This is a genomic window from Klebsiella sp. SYXHC3, from assembly GCF_057196925.1.
Window position 1 is genome coordinate 137,437 of sequence record NZ_JBXUNG010000011.1, and the last position, 16,217, is coordinate 153,653.

General features: G+C 54.4%; 15 protein-coding genes and 1 other RNA gene. 7 read left to right on the forward strand and 9 right to left on the reverse strand.

Annotation, left to right across the window (positions count from 1 at the left end; genetic code table 11):
• Positions 1-8 precede the first annotated feature (8 nt).
• Positions 9-725, reverse strand: coding sequence for a type 1 glutamine amidotransferase (locus AC2CGP_RS21245; RefSeq protein WP_032715065.1), 717 nt, complete (start codon positions 723-725; stop codon positions 9-11).
• Positions 726-739: 14 nt separating this feature from the next.
• On the reverse strand, positions 740-2,035 hold the full coding sequence (ptsJ, locus tag AC2CGP_RS21250) for a MocR-like B6 salvage transcription factor PtsJ (RefSeq protein ID WP_116326661.1): 1,296 nt from the start codon (positions 2,033-2,035) through the stop codon (positions 740-742).
• A gap of 82 nt (positions 2,036-2,117) precedes the next feature.
• Here ptsJ and pdxK point away from each other — a divergent pair, with 82 nt between their 5' ends.
• Together pdxK and AC2CGP_RS21260 are read left to right on the forward strand one after the other, a co-directional pair.
• Complete coding sequence (pdxK, locus tag AC2CGP_RS21255) at positions 2,118-2,981, forward strand: pyridoxine/pyridoxal/pyridoxamine kinase (protein ID WP_484502451.1); 864 nt, start codon at positions 2,118-2,120, stop codon at positions 2,979-2,981.
• A 2-nt stretch (positions 2,982-2,983) separates the two neighbouring features.
• Positions 2,984-3,211 (forward strand): cytoplasmic protein, encoded by a 228-nt coding sequence (locus AC2CGP_RS21260; RefSeq protein ID WP_213759857.1) that lies wholly within the window; start codon positions 2,984-2,986, stop codon positions 3,209-3,211.
• A gap of 42 nt (positions 3,212-3,253) precedes the next feature.
• Here the strand turns inward: AC2CGP_RS21260 and crr are convergent, their stop codons facing one another.
• From crr to cysZ, 5 genes are all read right to left on the reverse strand, one after another.
• The gene (gene crr / locus AC2CGP_RS21265; protein ID WP_015365497.1) at positions 3,254-3,763 is read right to left on the reverse strand and encodes a PTS glucose transporter subunit IIA; all 510 of its coding nucleotides are present in this window, start codon (positions 3,761-3,763) and stop codon (positions 3,254-3,256) included.
• Between the two features lie 42 nt (positions 3,764-3,805).
• The gene (gene ptsI, locus AC2CGP_RS21270; RefSeq protein ID WP_045367603.1) at positions 3,806-5,533 is read right to left on the reverse strand and encodes a phosphoenolpyruvate-protein phosphotransferase PtsI; all 1,728 of its coding nucleotides are present in this window, start codon (positions 5,531-5,533) and stop codon (positions 3,806-3,808) included.
• A gap of 44 nt (positions 5,534-5,577) precedes the next feature.
• Positions 5,578-5,835: a phosphocarrier protein Hpr gene (gene ptsH / locus AC2CGP_RS21275; protein ID WP_000487600.1), complete on the reverse strand. Its 258-nt coding sequence runs from the start codon at positions 5,833-5,835 to the stop codon at positions 5,578-5,580.
• Between the two features lie 379 nt (positions 5,836-6,214).
• Positions 6,215-7,186, reverse strand: a complete 972-nt coding sequence (cysK, locus tag AC2CGP_RS21280) for a cysteine synthase A (RefSeq protein WP_013878168.1) — start codon at positions 7,184-7,186, stop codon at positions 6,215-6,217.
• A 177-nt stretch (positions 7,187-7,363) separates the two neighbouring features.
• Positions 7,364-8,125 carry a sulfate transporter CysZ gene (gene cysZ / locus AC2CGP_RS21285; RefSeq protein WP_013878167.1) on the reverse strand — a complete coding sequence of 254 codons (762 nt, stop codon included), beginning with the start codon at positions 8,123-8,125 and terminating at the stop codon, positions 7,364-7,366.
• 230 nt (positions 8,126-8,355) lie between these two features.
• Between cysZ and zipA the strand changes: the two genes are divergently transcribed.
• The 3 genes from zipA to AC2CGP_RS21300 all read left to right on the forward strand — a co-directional run bounded on the left by zipA (position 8,356) and on the right by AC2CGP_RS21300 (position 11,748).
• The gene (gene zipA / locus AC2CGP_RS21290; protein WP_171830099.1) at positions 8,356-9,438 is read left to right on the forward strand and encodes a cell division protein ZipA; all 1,083 of its coding nucleotides are present in this window, start codon (positions 8,356-8,358) and stop codon (positions 9,436-9,438) included.
• A gap of 74 nt (positions 9,439-9,512) precedes the next feature.
• Complete coding sequence (gene ligA, locus AC2CGP_RS21295; protein ID WP_013878165.1) at positions 9,513-11,528, forward strand: NAD-dependent DNA ligase LigA; 2,016 nt, start codon at positions 9,513-9,515, stop codon at positions 11,526-11,528.
• A gap of 1 nt (position 11,529) precedes the next feature.
• The gene (locus tag AC2CGP_RS21300; RefSeq protein ID WP_013878164.1) at positions 11,530-11,748 is read left to right on the forward strand and encodes a DUF3820 family protein; all 219 of its coding nucleotides are present in this window, start codon (positions 11,530-11,532) and stop codon (positions 11,746-11,748) included.
• Here the strand turns inward: AC2CGP_RS21300 and AC2CGP_RS21305 are convergent.
• Positions 11,745-12,743, reverse strand: a complete 999-nt coding sequence (locus AC2CGP_RS21305; protein WP_013878163.1) for a bile acid:sodium symporter family protein — start codon at positions 12,741-12,743, stop codon at positions 11,745-11,747. The two genes, AC2CGP_RS21300 and AC2CGP_RS21305, sit on opposite strands and share 4 nt — an antisense overlap.
• An 89-nt stretch (positions 12,744-12,832) precedes the next feature.
• Here AC2CGP_RS21305 and AC2CGP_RS21310 point away from each other — a divergent pair, with 89 nt between their 5' ends.
• Together AC2CGP_RS21310 and AC2CGP_RS21315 are read left to right on the forward strand one after the other, a co-directional pair.
• Entirely contained in the window at positions 12,833-13,759 is a 927-nt protein-coding gene (locus tag AC2CGP_RS21310) for a LysR family transcriptional regulator (protein ID WP_032712121.1), read from the forward strand.
• A gap of 248 nt (positions 13,760-14,007) precedes the next feature.
• Positions 14,008-15,813 (forward strand): cation:proton antiporter, encoded by a 1,806-nt coding sequence (locus tag AC2CGP_RS21315; protein ID WP_047053177.1) that lies wholly within the window; start codon positions 14,008-14,010, stop codon positions 15,811-15,813.
• Between the two features lie 96 nt (positions 15,814-15,909).
• Here AC2CGP_RS21315 and AC2CGP_RS21320 read toward each other — a convergent pair.
• A non-coding RNA gene (locus tag AC2CGP_RS21320) (RtT sRNA) lies at positions 15,910-16,047 on the reverse strand.
• Positions 16,048-16,217: the final 170 nt, after the last annotated feature.

Consider the following 16,217-nt stretch of genomic DNA (forward strand, 5'->3'; position numbering starts at 1 on the left):
CCGGTTAACTAAAGTGCGTGTTTCGCTACCAGCTTATCCAGAAACGCCCATAGTTTTTGATTCATCTCGCGATAATCCCATTGCCTCATTTCATCTTCGCTGCGAATAAAGCGCCTGCCTTTTGCGGCGGCAAGTTCATGTTGCGAGTGGGTAATTAATAACTCGATGACCTCCGCGTCAAACTCCATATGGCACTGAAAACCGTAGACCCGATCGCTATATTTGACGATTTGCCGCGGGCACCCTTCGCTGGAAGCCAGGACTTCCGCCGCAGGCGTCAGGCCCGGCATATCGTTGTGCCAGTGACCGACTACCACCGATGAGCCGAAATGGGCGATGTTGTCATCCTGCAGTCCGGCGGTGGTCAGGATGATAGGATAGTGGCCAATCTCTTTTTCCGGGCTTTGCATCACCGGCGCCCCCAGCGCTTCGCCGATGAGCTGCGATCCGAGACAAATCCCGACCACGATACGCCCGGCGGCAATCGCCTGGGCAATCAGGTTTTTCTCGGCATGGGCATCAAACCATGGGCACTCGGCAAGCGTGGTGCGTGGTGATTGCGGGCCGCCAAGTACCACCAGCATATCAAAACCTTCGGCATTCGCCGGCAGCGGATCCCCGGCATAAACTCGCGACCAGCTGGCCTGATAGCCGCGCGCGTTAACCCAGCGCAGATAGGCGCCAGGCGCTTCAAAAACTTCATGGACGATAAAGTGGATCCGCATAACAACTCCCGTGTTTAACAAGGTAAGACCAGCGATAAATCGTGTGCAAGTTGTTCAATTTGCGCCTCGGTTAAGGCGCCCAGCGATAGGCGCAGGCCGTGCGCCGGTGTTTTCACGCCAAAGGCTTCACCTTCACGTACCAGCCAACCGGCCCGCGCCAGACGCAACGCCAGCGGCTGGCTGGCGGCTGATAGCGGCAGCCAGAAGTTAAGACCATCGCCAGGCGGATAATCGCCAGCGCCGTGGCGGGCCAACGCGGCGGCGAGCTGCTGATTTTGCTGCTGATAATGGCGCTGGCTCGCAGTCAGAGAGGCGGCAAAAGCGCTATCATTCAGGCAGGCGAACGCCAGCTCTTGTAGTAAATGGCTGACCCACTGGCTACCGGCGTTCAGGCGCAGGCGCAGCGCCGCCGAGGTTGTCGGGTCGCTGGCGACTATCGCCAGCCGCAAATCCGGGCCCAGGGTTTTGGACATTGAGCGCACCAGCGCCCAACGCTGAATGCCGTCAGGTAGCGGATTGTGCCAGCATGTCGCTGAGAGCAGAGCGAAGTGATCGTCAACGATCGCCAGCGTCTGCGGATAGCGGGCGAGCACGGCGCGAATCGCTTGTGCGCGCTCCGGCGTCAAACTGCAGCCGGTCGGGTTGTGGGCGCGTGGAGTCAGTATTACCGCGCGGGCGCCGTTGCGCAGTGCTTCTTCAAGCCGCTCCGGGTCCATGCCTTCACCGTCGACGGCGACAGGGCTGGGCTGGAAACCGGCGTAACGCAGCATATTGATGCTGCTCAGAAAGCAGGGGTCTTCTACCGCGACGCTGTCGCCGGGTAGCAGCAGCGCGCAGAGCAGGCGTTCCAGAGCGTCAATCGCGCCGCTGGTCAAGTTGATGTCAAATTCCTGGCCGATATCGCGGCTGACCCACTCCCGGGCCCAGTCAGCCAGCCGTGGCTCAACGGCGGCATCGCCATATAAGTGCGGGGTCTGCGCCAGCTGCGGAAGAAAACGGCCAATATCCGGCAGACATCGTGGATCCGGATTGCCGCCGGAAATATCAATCAGCGATGTCGTTGGATCGCCACCCTCGACCGCATTAAGCGTATTGCGCGCCTTAATGGCCGTGCCGTTGCGCCCCTGACTGACGGCGAGCCCTGAAGTCACCAGCCGCTTGTAGGCCGCCGCCACCGTATTGCGGTTGACTGCCAGTTCGCCTGCCAGTTCGCGCACCGGCGGCAGCGCCTCGCCGGGTTGCAACGCGCCGCTCTGCACCAGATGACGGATGTTATCGAAAATCTCGCTTGCGGTTTTTCCGGTGAACATTATTGACCTATGACAAAATGAATTTTAGCATAGGACGAATGATAATCAGAGTATGACCCGCTGTCCAGCGGGGGGAGAAAGGATGAGTCAGCAAGACGAAATACAGTCCGTGCTCTTTAACGACCACAGCCGGGCGCTGGAGGTTGATATCGTGGCGGTGCAATCGCAGGTGGTATACGGCAGCGTCGGCAACAGTATCGCGGTACCGGCAATCAAGCAGCATGAATTACGGGTGATGGCGGTGCCGACGGTGTTATTCAGCAATACCCCACATTACGATACTTTCTACGGTGGAGTGATCCCGGAAGAGTGGTTTAGCGGCTATCTGCGGGCGCTGGAGGAGCGTTATGCGCTTCGCGAACTGCGGGCGGTAACCACCGGCTATATGGGCAGCGCCGGGCAAATTGCGCTGCTGGCGCAGTGGCTACAGCGGATCCGCGTGCACCATCCCGACCTCTGTATTCTGGTTGACCCGGTGATTGGCGACGTGGATAGCGGCATTTACGTAAAAGCGGAGATCCCCGAGGCTTATCGCCGCCATCTATTGCCGCTGGCGCGGGGTATCACGCCAAATCTGTTCGAGCTCGAAACCCTCAGCGGCATGCCGTGCCACAACCAGCAGGAAGCGGTGGTCGCCGCGCGAAGTCTGCTTTCCGATACGCTAAAGTGGGTGGTGATTACCAGCGCACCTGGACCGGATGCTTCGACTATTAACGTGCTGGTGGTCACCGACGACGCAGTCGAAGTGGTCGTCCATCCTCGCGTCGAAACTGACCTCAAAGGCACCGGCGATCTGTTCTGCGCCGAGCTCATCAGCAACCTGGTGCGCGACATGCCGTTGGGCGACGCTACGCGCGCCGCCGCTCAGCGCGTGCTGGCGGTAATGACCTGGACCGAGAGTCAGGGCTGCGATGAACTCATTTTACCGCCGTCTGGAGCGCAATAACGATGCATAGCTATCGGTTAGTGGTACGCAGGGAGGGAAGAACCGTCGGCCATTTCGAGACAACGGGAATGAACGCGCTGGAAGATGCCTGTAGGGCGAGGTCGTTGTTTGAAAGCGATCCTGGCTACCAGTGCGAGCTATGGGTCGCGGATAGCGAACGGCGGATTCTGGAAAGTAGCCCGCAGGGGATGAAAATCCTGGGGAGTGAAAAATGCTACCGCCCAGCATAAAAAAATGGCGCCTTCAGGCGCCATTTTCTCGGCAAGCAAGAATTACTTCTTGATGCGGATAACCGGAGTTTCACCAACGGTGACGCTACCGGACAGTTTGATCAGCTCTTTGATCTCGTCCATGTTGGAGATAACAACCGGAGTCAGGGTAGACTTGGCTTTTTCTTCCAGCAGCGGCAGATCGAATTCGATAACCGGGTCGCCGACTTTCACGCGCTGACCTTCTTCAGCGATGCGCTTGAAGCCTTCGCCTTTCAGTTCAACGGTATCGATACCGAAGTGAACAAACAGCTCAATGCCGCTATCGGATTCAATAGAGAAAGCATGGTTGGTTTCAAAAATTTTACCGATGGTACCCTCTACCGGCGCAACCATTTTGTTGCCAGTAGGTTTGATGGCAATGCCATCACCCACAATTTTCTCCGCAAAAACCACATCCGGCACGTCTTCGATGTTGACGATCTCGCCAGAGAGCGGAGCAACAATCTCAATAGTTCCGGTGTCTTTTTTGTCATCAGAAACCAGAGATTTCAGTTTATCGAACAAACCCATGATCTTCTCCTAAGCAGTAATTTGGGCCGCGCATCTCGTGGATTAGCAGATTGTTTTTTCTTCAATGAACTTGTTAACCAGCGTCATTAACTCGTCCGTTGTCGGTTGAGCAAGAGCCTGCTCTGCTAATACTTTCGCATCTTCGAAGTTCGTGTTACGAATAATCTTCTTGATGCGCGGGATGGAAATGGCGCTCATAGAGAATTCGTCCAGCCCCATACCCAGCAACAGAAGTGTAGCACGTTCATCGCCCGCAAGCTCACCACACATACCAGTCCATTTGCCTTCTGCATGAGAAGCATCAATAACTTGCTTGATCAGAGTCAGCACAGACGGTGACATCGGCTGGTAAAGATGCGAGATCATATCATTACCACGGTCAACTGCCAGAGTATATTGCGTTAAATCATTGGTTCCGATACTAAAGAAATCAACTTCTTTGGCTAAATGACGAGCAATAGTCGCGGCTGCCGGGGTTTCCACCATCACGCCGATCTCAATTGATTCGTCAAAAGCTTTACCTTCGTCACGCAGTTCCTGTTTGTAGATCTCAATCTCTTTCTTCAGTGCGCGCACTTCTTCAACAGAGATGATCATCGGGAACATGATGCGCAGCTTACCGAAAGCGGAGGCACGCAGGATAGCGCGAACCTGGTCGCGGAGGATCTCTTTACGATCCATCGCGATACGCACGGCACGCCAGCCGAGGAACGGGTTCTCTTCTTTCGGGAAGTTCATGTACGGCAGCTCTTTATCGCCGCCGATGTCCATGGTGCGAACGATAACGGCCTGTGAGCCGCACGCTTCAGCCACCGCTTTATAGGCTGCGAACTGTTCTTCTTCAGTCGGCAGAGAATCGCGGTCCATGAACAGGAATTCGGTACGGTACAGGCCCACGCCTTCTGCGCCGTTGCGCTCAGCGCCGTCTACGTCGCGAACGGTACCGATATTAGCGCAAACTTCAACCTGATGACCGTCGAGGGTGATGGCCGGCAGATCTTTCAGTTTCGCCAGTTCTGCTTTTTCTTCAGCAACCTGCGCCTGCAGCGCACGCAACTCTTCAATTTTTTCGTTGCTCGGGTTAACCAGAACCTGGTTGTTAACCGCATCGAGAATCAGATAGTCGCCGTTTTTCACCTGGGAGGTGACGCTTCCGGTACCGACAATTGCCGGCAGCTCAAGGGAGCGCGCCATGATAGAGGTGTGGGAAGTACGGCCGCCCGCGTCGGTGATGAAACCCAGCACCTTATTCAGGTTCAGCTGTGCGGTTTCCGACGGGGTCAGATCGGCGGCAACGAGGATGACTTCTTCCGCGATAGCGCTCAGATCGATGATTGCCAGGCCCAGAATGTTGCGCAGCAGACGTTTACCGATATCGCGTACGTCAGCGGCACGCTCTTTCAGGTATTCGTCATCCAGCTCTTCCAGTGCAGTTGCCTGACCTTCGATAACTTCATTGGCTGCCGCATCGGCAGTCATGTGCTTATCTTTAATCAGGGCTATGATTTCCTGCTCAAGCTCCTCATCTTCCAGCAGCATAATATGCCCTTCGAAGATGGCTTCTTTTTCTTCACCGAAAGTTTCACCAGCTTTGGTTTTGATGACCTCCAGCTGGGCGGAGGCCTTGGTGCGGCCGTTCAGGAAACGTTCAACTTCCTGATCAACCTTATCGGCAGAAATTTTCTTCCGGTCGATGACAATTTCATCTTCTTTCAGCAGGAGAGCCTTGCCGAAAGCGATACCCGGGGATGCTAAAATGCCTGAAATCATAACCCTACCTTACTTGTGACTGATATTAAAAAGAACCCGTGAACTTACTCGAGTTCAGCCATCAGTTTAACCAGATGCTCAACTGCTTTTTGCTCATCTTCGCCTTCAGCGGAGATGGTCACAACGGTACCCTGAGTCAGGCCCAGAGTTTGCAGTTTGAACAGGCTTTTTGCGCTGGCGCTTTTGCCGTTGGAGGTTACAGTGATCTCAGAAGTGAAGCCTTTCGCTTCTTTAACAAACTGAGCAGCAGGGCGGGTGTGCAGACCGTTCGGAGCGGTAATGGTAACTTCTTGCTGGAACATTATATTTCCCCAACTTATAGGTTTAGTGTTGTGGACCTAAAGTCTAGCCTAACGGCCAAACTTTAGCCTGTATTGTTAGCGCCGGCGTTACGTGTGTGGCTAAGGCGTCAGCAGCGGAACCGCTGAGAGGACCTTAAGTCCGTTGACGTCTAGCACTTCATTAAACATTATGCCGCGAAAGGAAGACTTGAACCAAATCATAAAATCGATTCAGCCTGCGGAAATCCAAATCTGAATAATTTCGCGCTTCAAAATAAATGTGCTGGTTAAATACCAGACCCTACGAGGTGAATCAATGCCAGGAGGGGTAAAACTTTGACGTATGCCACAAAAAAGCACCCGAAAAGGTGCTTTTTTACACGGTTTTTACAAACTGGCACTACTGTTGCAATTCTTTCTCGGTGAAGAGATCTGCGAACAGCGCCGTGCTTAAATAACGCTCACCAGAAGACGGTAGGATAACCACAATATTCTTATTGGTAAAGGCTTCATCTTCCTGCAGCTTTAACGCCGCGGCGACAGCAGCGCCGGAAGAGATACCGGCCAGAATACCTTCTTCTTCCATCAGGCGACGAGCGGTGGAGATGGCTTCTTCGTTGGTGATGGCGACCACTTTATCGACCAGTTTCAGGTCGAGGTTGCCCGGGATAAAGCCGGCGCCGATGCCCTGAATTTTGTGCGGGCCAGGTTTCAGCTCTTCACCAGCCAGCGCCTGGGCGATAACAGGCGAGTCGGTCGGCTCAACGGCGACGGTAATCAGATCTTTTTTACCTTTAGTGCCTTTAATATAACGAGAAACACCGGTCAGGGTACCGCCGGTACCGACGCCGGAGATAAAGACGTCAACCTGGCCATCGGTGTCTTCCCAGATTTCCGGGCCGGTGGTCTTTTCGTGAATTTCCGGGTTAGCCGGGTTACTGAACTGCTGCAGCAGCAGATATTTTTCCGGGTCGCTGGCGACAATCTCTTCCGCTTTCTGGATGGCGCCTTTCATGCCTTTCGCGCCTTCGGTCAGCACCAGATTAGCGCCCAGCGCTTTCAGCAGCTTGCGGCGTTCCACGCTCATGGTTTCCGGCATGGTCAGCGTCAGTTTGTAGCCGCGAGCGGCGGCGACGTAGGCGAGGGCGATACCGGTGTTGCCGCTGGTTGGTTCAACCAGTTCCACACCCGGTTTCAGTACGCCGCGCTTTTCAGCATCCCAAATCATATTGGCGCCGATACGGCATTTAACGCTAAAGCTCGGGTTACGAGATTCTACCTTGGCCAGGATTCGGCCATTACCGATGCGGTTCAGTCGTACCAGCGGCGTATGACCGATAGTCAGGGAGTTGTCTTCAAAAATCTTACTCATGGCCCGTCCTTAACTGTATGAAATTTGGGGGTACGACTTCAGCATACCCGCTTAAACAATATCCGGAAGTAAGGATTTAGCATATCTATATGCTGAAGGGAAATAATGATGAGCAAGAAGGAATAAGACGGAAATAAGGGGCGGCGTGTACCGCCCCGAAAGAGAGAGCTAAGCGCGCTATTTCCACATCGCGTGCTTATCGCGATAGCAATCCACCCACATCGCCGTCGCGCCGCAGATAGCGACTGGCAGAATAACCAGGTTGAGAACCGGGATCATGGTGAACAGGCTGGTCAGCGCGCCAAACTGCATGTTGATGACCTTCCGCGAACGCAGCGCCTCGCGCATGGTTTTAAACGGCACTTTATGGTTATCGAACGGATAGTCGCAATACTGAATGGCCAGCATCCAGGCGCTAAACAAGAACCACAGTACCGGCGCGACGGTTTGGCCAATGCCGGGGATAAAGTACAGCAGTAACAGAACGATGGCGCGCGGCAGGTACCAGGCAAACTTTTGCCATTCGCGTTTCATGATGCGCGGGACATCTTTCATGATGCCGAATATGCCAACGTCGGGCGGCGTCGCGCCGGTCAGTCGCGCTTCGAGCTGTTCCGCCAGCAGGCCGCTAAACGGCGCGGCAATCCAGTTGGCGATGGTCGAAAAGAAGTAACCAAATACCAACAAAATAGAGATAACAGCCACCGGCCACAGCAGGTAGTTTAACCACTGAAGCCATTCAGGCACATGGCTCATTAATGAAGGGATCCAGCTATCGAGGCGGGTAAACAGCCACCAGAACGCGCCGCCCATCAGAATCACGTTAACTAATAAAGGCAGGAACACGAAACGTCGGATCCCTGGCAGCCTGATGAGTTTCCAGCCTTGTGAAAAATAGTAGACGCCGCTACGTGGGGTAGTTGCGGATGATGAAACCATAGTCAGGCGATGCTCCTTTTTTAACATTCAGTGTGAATGCCCGCTTATTTTATCGGGTTGCCAGACAATAACCAGTTAGGAAATGTTCGAAAAAACAGCAAAAAGCACGATTTAGTTCATCTTTATGGGGTGAAAGGGGCAGACGCACTTGCACTTGATGTAATCGGCAAATACTCTTAGTGAGTAAATGTTTGCCGTGGTGGCAAGGTGTTAGAACAACAGAGAATATAATGATGCAGGATTTGCGTCTGATATTAATCATTGTTGGCGCGATCGCCATAATCGCTTTACTGGTACATGGTTTCTGGACCAGCCGTAAAGAGCGTTCCTCGATGTTCCGCGATCGCCCACTGAAACGTATGAAGTCTCGCGACGATGAAACATCGGAAGGCGATGACTTTGATGACGATGTTGAAGGCGTAGGTGAAGTTCGCGTTCACCGGGTTAATCACGCCCCGAACGGCGCATATGGGGAGCAAGAAGCACCTCGTCAGGCGCCGCAACACCAGTATCAGCCTCCTTATGAGCGTCAGGTGCAGCAGCCTGTGCGTCAGGACGAGCCGGTTCATCAGGCGCCGTCGCACGCGCCGCGCCCGCAGCAGCCTGTTGCTCCGCAGCCGCAGGCCCAGCCGCCGCATCATGTTGCCCCTGCTCAGCCGGTACATCCAGCGCAGCCGGTCCATCAGCCGCAGCCGGTACCGCCGCAATATCAGCAGCCGGTGCAGTCTGCTCCGCAGCAGCCTGTAGCTCAACAGTCGGCGCCAGTCCCACAACCTGTTGCTCAACAACCTGCGCCGGTTCAACAGCCTGCCGCGCCGCAGCCGCAACCGGCCCCTGAAGCGCCAGCCGCTGAACCTCAGCAGCCGGCCGCCGCGCCGCAGCCGAAAGAGCGCAAAGAGACGGTCATCGTGATGAACGTCGCCGCGCATCACGGTTCGCAGCTTAATGGCGAACTGCTGATCAACAGCATCCAGCAGGCCGGCTTTAAGTTTGGCGATATGAATATTTTCCATCGTCATTTAAGCCCGGACGGTAGCGGACAGGTATTGTTTAGCCTGGCGAACATGGTTAAACCTGGCACCTTCAATCCGGATGCTATGGTGGATATGACCACGCCAGGCGTGACTATCTTTATGCAGGTGCCGTCGTTTGGCGACGAGCTGCAAAACTTTAAACTGATGCTGCAATCGGCGCAGTACATCGCCGATGAAGTTGGCGGCGTGGTGCTTGACGACCAGCGTCGGATGATGACGCCGCAGAAACTGCGTGAGTACCAGGATCGTATTCGCGAAGTAAAAGAGGCTAACGCCTGATCTACGCGCTAGCGTGTCGTCTGCTTAATCTGAACCCCCGCCCGTCGGGGGTTTTTTATCATTGATGGTGCGATATGGAACCAATCGAACAAAAACTGACTGAACTGCGAACCACCCTTCGCCATCATGAATATCTGTATCATGTTATGGACACCCCGGAGATTCCCGATGCGGAATATGACCGGCTGATGCGCGAACTGCGCGAACTCGAAGCGCAACATCCTGAGCTGATTACCCCTGACTCGCCGACCCAACGCGTTGGCGCGGCGCCGTTGGCCTCTTTCAGCCAGATTCGCCATGAAGTGCCCATGCTATCGCTGGATAACGTCTTTGATGAAGAGAGTTTCCTCGCCTTTAACAAACGCGTGCAGGACCGTTTAAGCGATACGGCGGATCTGACCTGGTGCTGCGAGCTCAAGCTCGATGGCCTGGCGGTCAGCATCCTCTATGAAAACGGCGTGCTGATGCAGGCGGCGACCCGTGGCGATGGCACCACCGGCGAGGATATTACCTCCAACGTGCGAACCATTCGCGCTATTCCGCTGAAGCTACGCGGCGACAATATCCCGGCGCGGCTGGAAGTGCGCGGAGAAGTATTCCTGCCTCAGGCCGGATTTGAAAAAATCAATGAAGAAGCGCGCCGCACCGGCGGCAAAGTATTTGCTAACCCGCGCAATGCCGCCGCGGGTTCGTTGCGCCAGTTGGATCCGCGTATTACCGCGAAGCGACCGCTTACTTTCTTCTGCTACGGCGTTGGCGTGCTGGAAGGCGGCGAACTGCCGGCCAGCCACTCCGCGCGTTTGCAGCAGTTTAAGCAGTGGGGGCTACCGGTGAGCGACCGCGTGAAGCTGTGTCATTCTCCAGAGGAAGTGCTTACTTACTATCGCCAGGTTGAAGAAGACCGTCCGAAACTTGGTTTTGATATTGACGGCGTGGTGATTAAAGTCGATTCGCTGGCGCTGCAGGAGCAGCTTGGTTTCGTCGCCCGCGCTCCGCGCTGGGCGGTGGCCTTTAAATTCCCGGCCCAGGAGCAGATGACTTTTGTCAACGATGTGGAATTCCAGGTTGGCCGTACCGGAGCGATTACGCCGGTAGCGCGCCTTGAACCGGTGCACGTGGCCGGGGTGCTGGTCAGTAACGCCACCCTGCATAACGCCGACGAAATCGAACGTTTAGGTCTGCGTATTGGCGACAAAGTGGTCATTCGCCGCGCGGGGGATGTGATCCCGCAGGTCGTCAACGTGGTGCTTTCTGAACGCCCGGAACATACGCGTGAAATCATCTTCCCTACACATTGTCCGGTATGTCATTCCGATGTTGAACGGGTGGAAGGGGAAGCCGTGGCGCGCTGTACCGGCGGGCTTATCTGCGGCGCACAGCGTAAAGAAGCGCTGAAGCACTTTGTCTCCCGACGGGCGCTGGATGTCGACGGTATGGGCGATAAAATCATCGATCAGCTGGTTGAGAAAGAGTACGTCCATACGCCAGCCGATCTGTTCCGGCTCAGCGCCGGTAAGCTTACCGGGCTGGATCGCATGGGACCGAAATCGGCGCAAAATGTGGTCAACGCGCTGGAGAAAGCGAAAGAGACGACTTTCGCCCGCTTCCTGTATGCGTTAGGTATTCGCGAAGTCGGTGAGGCGACCGCCGCGGGACTGGCGGCGCATTTTGGCACTATTGAAGCGCTGGAACAGGCTTCGATTGAGGAGCTGCAGAAGGTTCCTGACGTCGGGATTGTCGTCGCCACACATACTTTTAACTTCTTCGCCGAAGAGAGCAACCGCGAGGTCATCGCGCAACTGCGCGCTGAAGGCGTTCGCTGGCCGGCGCCGGTGGTGGTGAAGGCGGAAGAAATTGACAGTCCGTTTGCTGGTAAAACCGTGGTATTAACCGGTAGCCTGAGCCAGCTGTCGCGCGATGATGCCAAAGCGCGGCTGGTCGCGCTGGGGGCGAAAGTCGCCGGCAGCGTGTCGAAGAAAACCGATCTGGTGATTGCCGGCGAAGCGGCGGGCTCTAAGCTTGCGAAGGCGCAGGAGTTAGGCATTGAGGTTATCGACGAAGCCGAAATGATGCGCCTGCTGGGAGAATAACGTGGATAAAGCGCAGCTCATCGAGATTGCTAATACCGAGATGCCATTTGGCAAATATAAGGGGCGCCGTTTGATCGACGTCCCGGAAGAGTATTTGCTGTGGTTTGCCCGTAAGGATCAATTCCCTGCCGGGCATCTCGGCGAGCTGATGGCGTTGACCTTATTAATCAAGACCGAGGGGCTGACGCAACTGGTGCAGCCCCTTAAACAACCGCGTTAACCTGCCGTAGCGCGGGATTTCTCCTGCGCCTGTTGGGCGTCTGTCTGCGCTTTATAGCGACGAGCCAGTACAGCGCAGACCATCAGTTGGATCTGATGGAAGATCATTAGCGGCAGCACCATTATCCCCAGAATCGATGCCGGGAACAGGATATTCGCCATCGGTATCCCGTTCGCCAGGCTCTTTTTCGAGCCGCAGAAGACGATGGTAATTTCATCCGGCTTGCTAAAGCCGCAGCGGCGGGCGACAAAAACGTTGATCGCGATGACAATAGCCAACAGCACCAAGCTGACAACGACGATAAACAGCAGCGATCCCACGCCCACTTTGTGCCAGATTCCATTGACGACGGCTTCGCTGAAGGCTGAGTAGACCACCAGCAAGATCGAGGTCTGATCGGTTTTGCCAATCCATTTTTTATGTTTCGCCACCCAGCTACCGATCCACGGGCGCGACAAGTGTCCAAGAACAAACGGCAGCAGCAGTTGCAGCATAATCTTACCGACCTGTTCCAGATCGCCGCCAGCGCCATGCAAATGCATTAGCAGCCCTACCAGCAATGGCGAAACAAAAATACCGAGCAGACTTGATGCTGAAGCGGAACAGACCGCCGCGGCGACGTTACCGCCGGCGAGCGAAGTAAAGGCAATTGCTGACTGTACGGTCGCCGGCAATATGCAAAGGTAAATAAAACCGCTATAGAGCATCGGGTCGACCTTAATCGGCGCCCACCACGCAAACAGAACCCCCAGAACCGGAAAAACAATAAAGGTGCTGCACATCACCCACAGGTGTAAACGCCAGTGGCTGCCACCGGCGATAATTGCTTCACGCGACAGCTTGGCGCCGTGCATAAAGAATAACAGCGCGATGGCGGCGGTGGTGAGATGCTCGACGAAAGGGACGAATTCGCCGCGCGCCGGAAAGAACGAGGCCAGCAGAACCACGGTAATCAATGTCAGTGTAAATGGATCAAGAATGCGGAAAAGTTTCATAAACGCTCCTGAAATTCGATGCCGCTATTGTGCTTTCTTTATTTTGAGAAATAAAATTGATTTATTGCATCTATTCATGAATAAAACAGATGAATTACTCGTTACGTCAGTTAAAGGTCTTTGTCACCGTCGCCAGGGCGCGCAGTTTTAGCCGTGCCGGGGAAATTATTGGTCTTAGCCAGTCGGCAGTGAGCCATAGCGTTAAGGAGCTGGAGCACCAGACCGGCGTACGTTTGCTCGACAGAACGACGCGTGAAGTGGTGCTCACCGAAGCAGGCCATCAGTTGGCGGGCAAGCTTGAGCGTTTGCTTGATGAACTCCATGTGACCCTGCGTGAAGCGGGGCGGGTAGGACAGCAGTTGACGGGGACCGTGCGCGTCGCCGCCAGCCAGACCATCTCGGCGCATCTGATCCCGCAATGCATCGCGCATAGCAATCGCCGCTATCCGGATATTGATTTCGTACTGCATGACAGGCCGCAGCAGTGGGTGCTGGAAAGTATCCGTCAGGGCGAGGTTGATTTTGGTATCGTTATCGATCCGGGGACGGCGGCAGACTTGCAGTGCGAGTCCGTGTTGGCGGAACCTTTTCTGTTGTTATGTCGTGAGGATCACCGTTTTTCCCGGCAGTTATCGGTCAACTGGCAGGAGTTGCAAGGGGAGAGGCTGGTATTGCAGGACTATGCTTCCGGCAGCCGACCGCTGATTGATGCCGCGCTGGCGCGTTTTGCCATCAAAGCCGATATTGTGCAGGAAATTGGTCATCCGGCGACGCTGTTCCCGATGGTGGAATCGGGGATTGGCATTAGCGTACTGCCGGCGCTGGCTTTACCCTTGCCGCAGGGCAGCCGTTTGCAGGTAAAAAGATTAACTCCGGTTGTGGAGCGCCAATTGATGCTGGCGCAGCGTAAAAATCGCTCGCTGTCGACCGCGGCGCAGGCGCTATGGGAAATCGTGCGTGAAGAGGGGGCAAACCTGACATCAGCCAGGGTCGAGGACCCGCTTTATCAGCGCTAAGCGTCATTCTTAACGCTGGTGGGGAACGCTACTTTTTATACTGCACAATCGTAGATATTTCCTTTTCTCATGCCTGGTGAAAATCCTGCTTTAGTCGGTTCAGAAATCAACAGCCCCAATTTGAATCATTGTTTAAATACACTACGTTCGATCAACTTGTTTACACTATACAGAGAATAGAGCGGAGCGTGTCATTGTCGGGCGGCCGAGCTGTTGAATTTTCCACACGCTATTTGAGAATGGTAAAAATGGAATTATCAGTCCCTTTTATGCTCGTAATTATTTCCATTGCCTCACTGCTTGCTCAGTGGTTGGCGTGGCGATTACGCATACCTTCTATCCTGCCGCTGCTGCTCATCGGCGTACTACTTGGCCCCGGGGTGCATTTATTGCAACCGGATATATTATTTGGTCCTCTACTTTTCCCACTGGTATCGCTGTCGGTGGCCATCATTCTGTTTGAAGGGGCCCTAACGCTACGTTTTGACGAGATTCGTGGCTTGGGTGGCATTGTGCGCAATTTAGTCACAATTGGAATGTTGATCACTTTCGCCGTTATCTCACTAACCTGCTGGGGAATTTTAGGACTCACGCCGCAGATTTCTGCACTGATCGGGGCGGTCACGGTGGTTACAGGGCCGACAGTGATTTCTCCACTCATGCGAGTGGTTCGTCCAACAGCCTCTATTAATCAGGTACTGCGCTGGGAAGGGATCGTCATTGATCCGGTGGGAGCGATTTTTACCCTATTAGTATTTGAGTTTATTACTTTGCAGGAGCAAACGGGCACATGGCTTCATTTGCTGATCATGCTTACAAAAACGGTAGTTATAGGGCTGGTGAGCGGGGCGGTGTTTGGCGTTTTCTTAGGGAATGCGCTCAGGCGTGGTTGGATCCCGGGTTATCTGCAAAACTTCGCTGTTTTATCCTTCGTTCTATTGACGTTTGGCGTGTCCAATACGCTGGCGGATGAATCTGGTCTGCTTGCGGTAACGGTCCTGGGGATCTGGCTGGCTAATATGCGAGAGGTTGAGACCTCGGATATCGTTGAATTTAAAGAAGAGCTATCCGCCATCTTACTTTCAGCGCTATTTATCATCCTGGCGGCCCGTCTTGATATCCATGCACTCTGGGCGATGGGCTGGCCGCTGCTGATATTGATGCTTATCGTCCAGTTTGTGGCCCGTCCACTATGCATTCTTGTTTCGACATGGCGTTCCAGCTTGCATTGGCGTGACAGGCTGATGTTATGTTGGATCGCCCCGCGCGGAATCGTTGCTGCCGCTGTCAGTTCCCTGTTTGCTTTGACGCTGCAAAAAAAAGGCTATGAGAACGCGGATCAGCTGGTAACCGTCGTTTTCGCAATCATTATAGGTACGGTAGTTTTGCAAAGCCTTACCAGCAGTCAATTGGCGCGCTGGCTTGGCGTGCAGCAACGTAGGCCTCGAGGAGTGCTGATTGTCGGGGCGAATACGGTCGCCAGAACCCTGGCCCAGGCGCTCAGAAAACTCGATATTCCGGTTCAACTGAGCGATAACAGCTGGGAATACTACCGGCTGGCAAGGATGGAAGGCTTACCAACATATTATGGCAATGTCTGGTCTGAACATGCGGAAAACTACCTGAATCTGAGTGAGATTCGTCAGGTGATCGCCTTGTCGCCAAATCGTCACCAGAATGCGCTGACCACCCTGCATTTTCAGCATATATTTGGTAATAATCGCGTCTTCTCAATCCGTACGGGGCCTGTGACTAAAGGACGTAGTGAGAAAGAAACGCGTCACGAACAGCTTTTCGATACTGATATGACCTGGGCACGGCTTAGTAGCCTGATAGCGAAAGGCGCAGTCATGAAAGTCACTCGCCTGAATAACAATTTTGGCTGGCCGGAGTATCTCAGCACCAACCCCGGTGCAACACCGCTGTTTGCGCAAAGAGAGGATGGCAATCTGATAGCGATTAATAATGGAATCATGCCGCCGCCACCCTGTACTATCGTGGCGATTATCGAACCTGGAGTGGAAAGTGAAAAAACTCCGTCAGAAGCGTATTGATAGCCTGTTCTTCATTGTTGGCAGTCGTTGCAGGCCGTTTCGCTATCTGGCGTTCTGCGCATAGCAAAAAGGCGCCTTTAGGGCGCCTTTTTACATTGGTGGGTCGTGCAGGATGACTCGGCTTCGCCTCGCCCTTCGGGCCGTCGCCGCAAGCGGCTCCGTTGTCTCACTGCGTTCGACCCGAACCTGCTGCAGGGAAACTCGTCTCATCCTGAGACTCGCCCTACGGGCCAACGCTGTCGCGTTGTGCAAAATTGTTCCCGACAATTTTGTCGAATCTTAAAGTTCTGCGCATAGCAAAAAGGCGCCTTTAGGGCGCCTTTTTACATTGGTGGGTCGTGCAGGATTCGAACCTGCGACCAATTGATTAAAAGTCAACTGCTCTACCAACTGAGCTAACGACC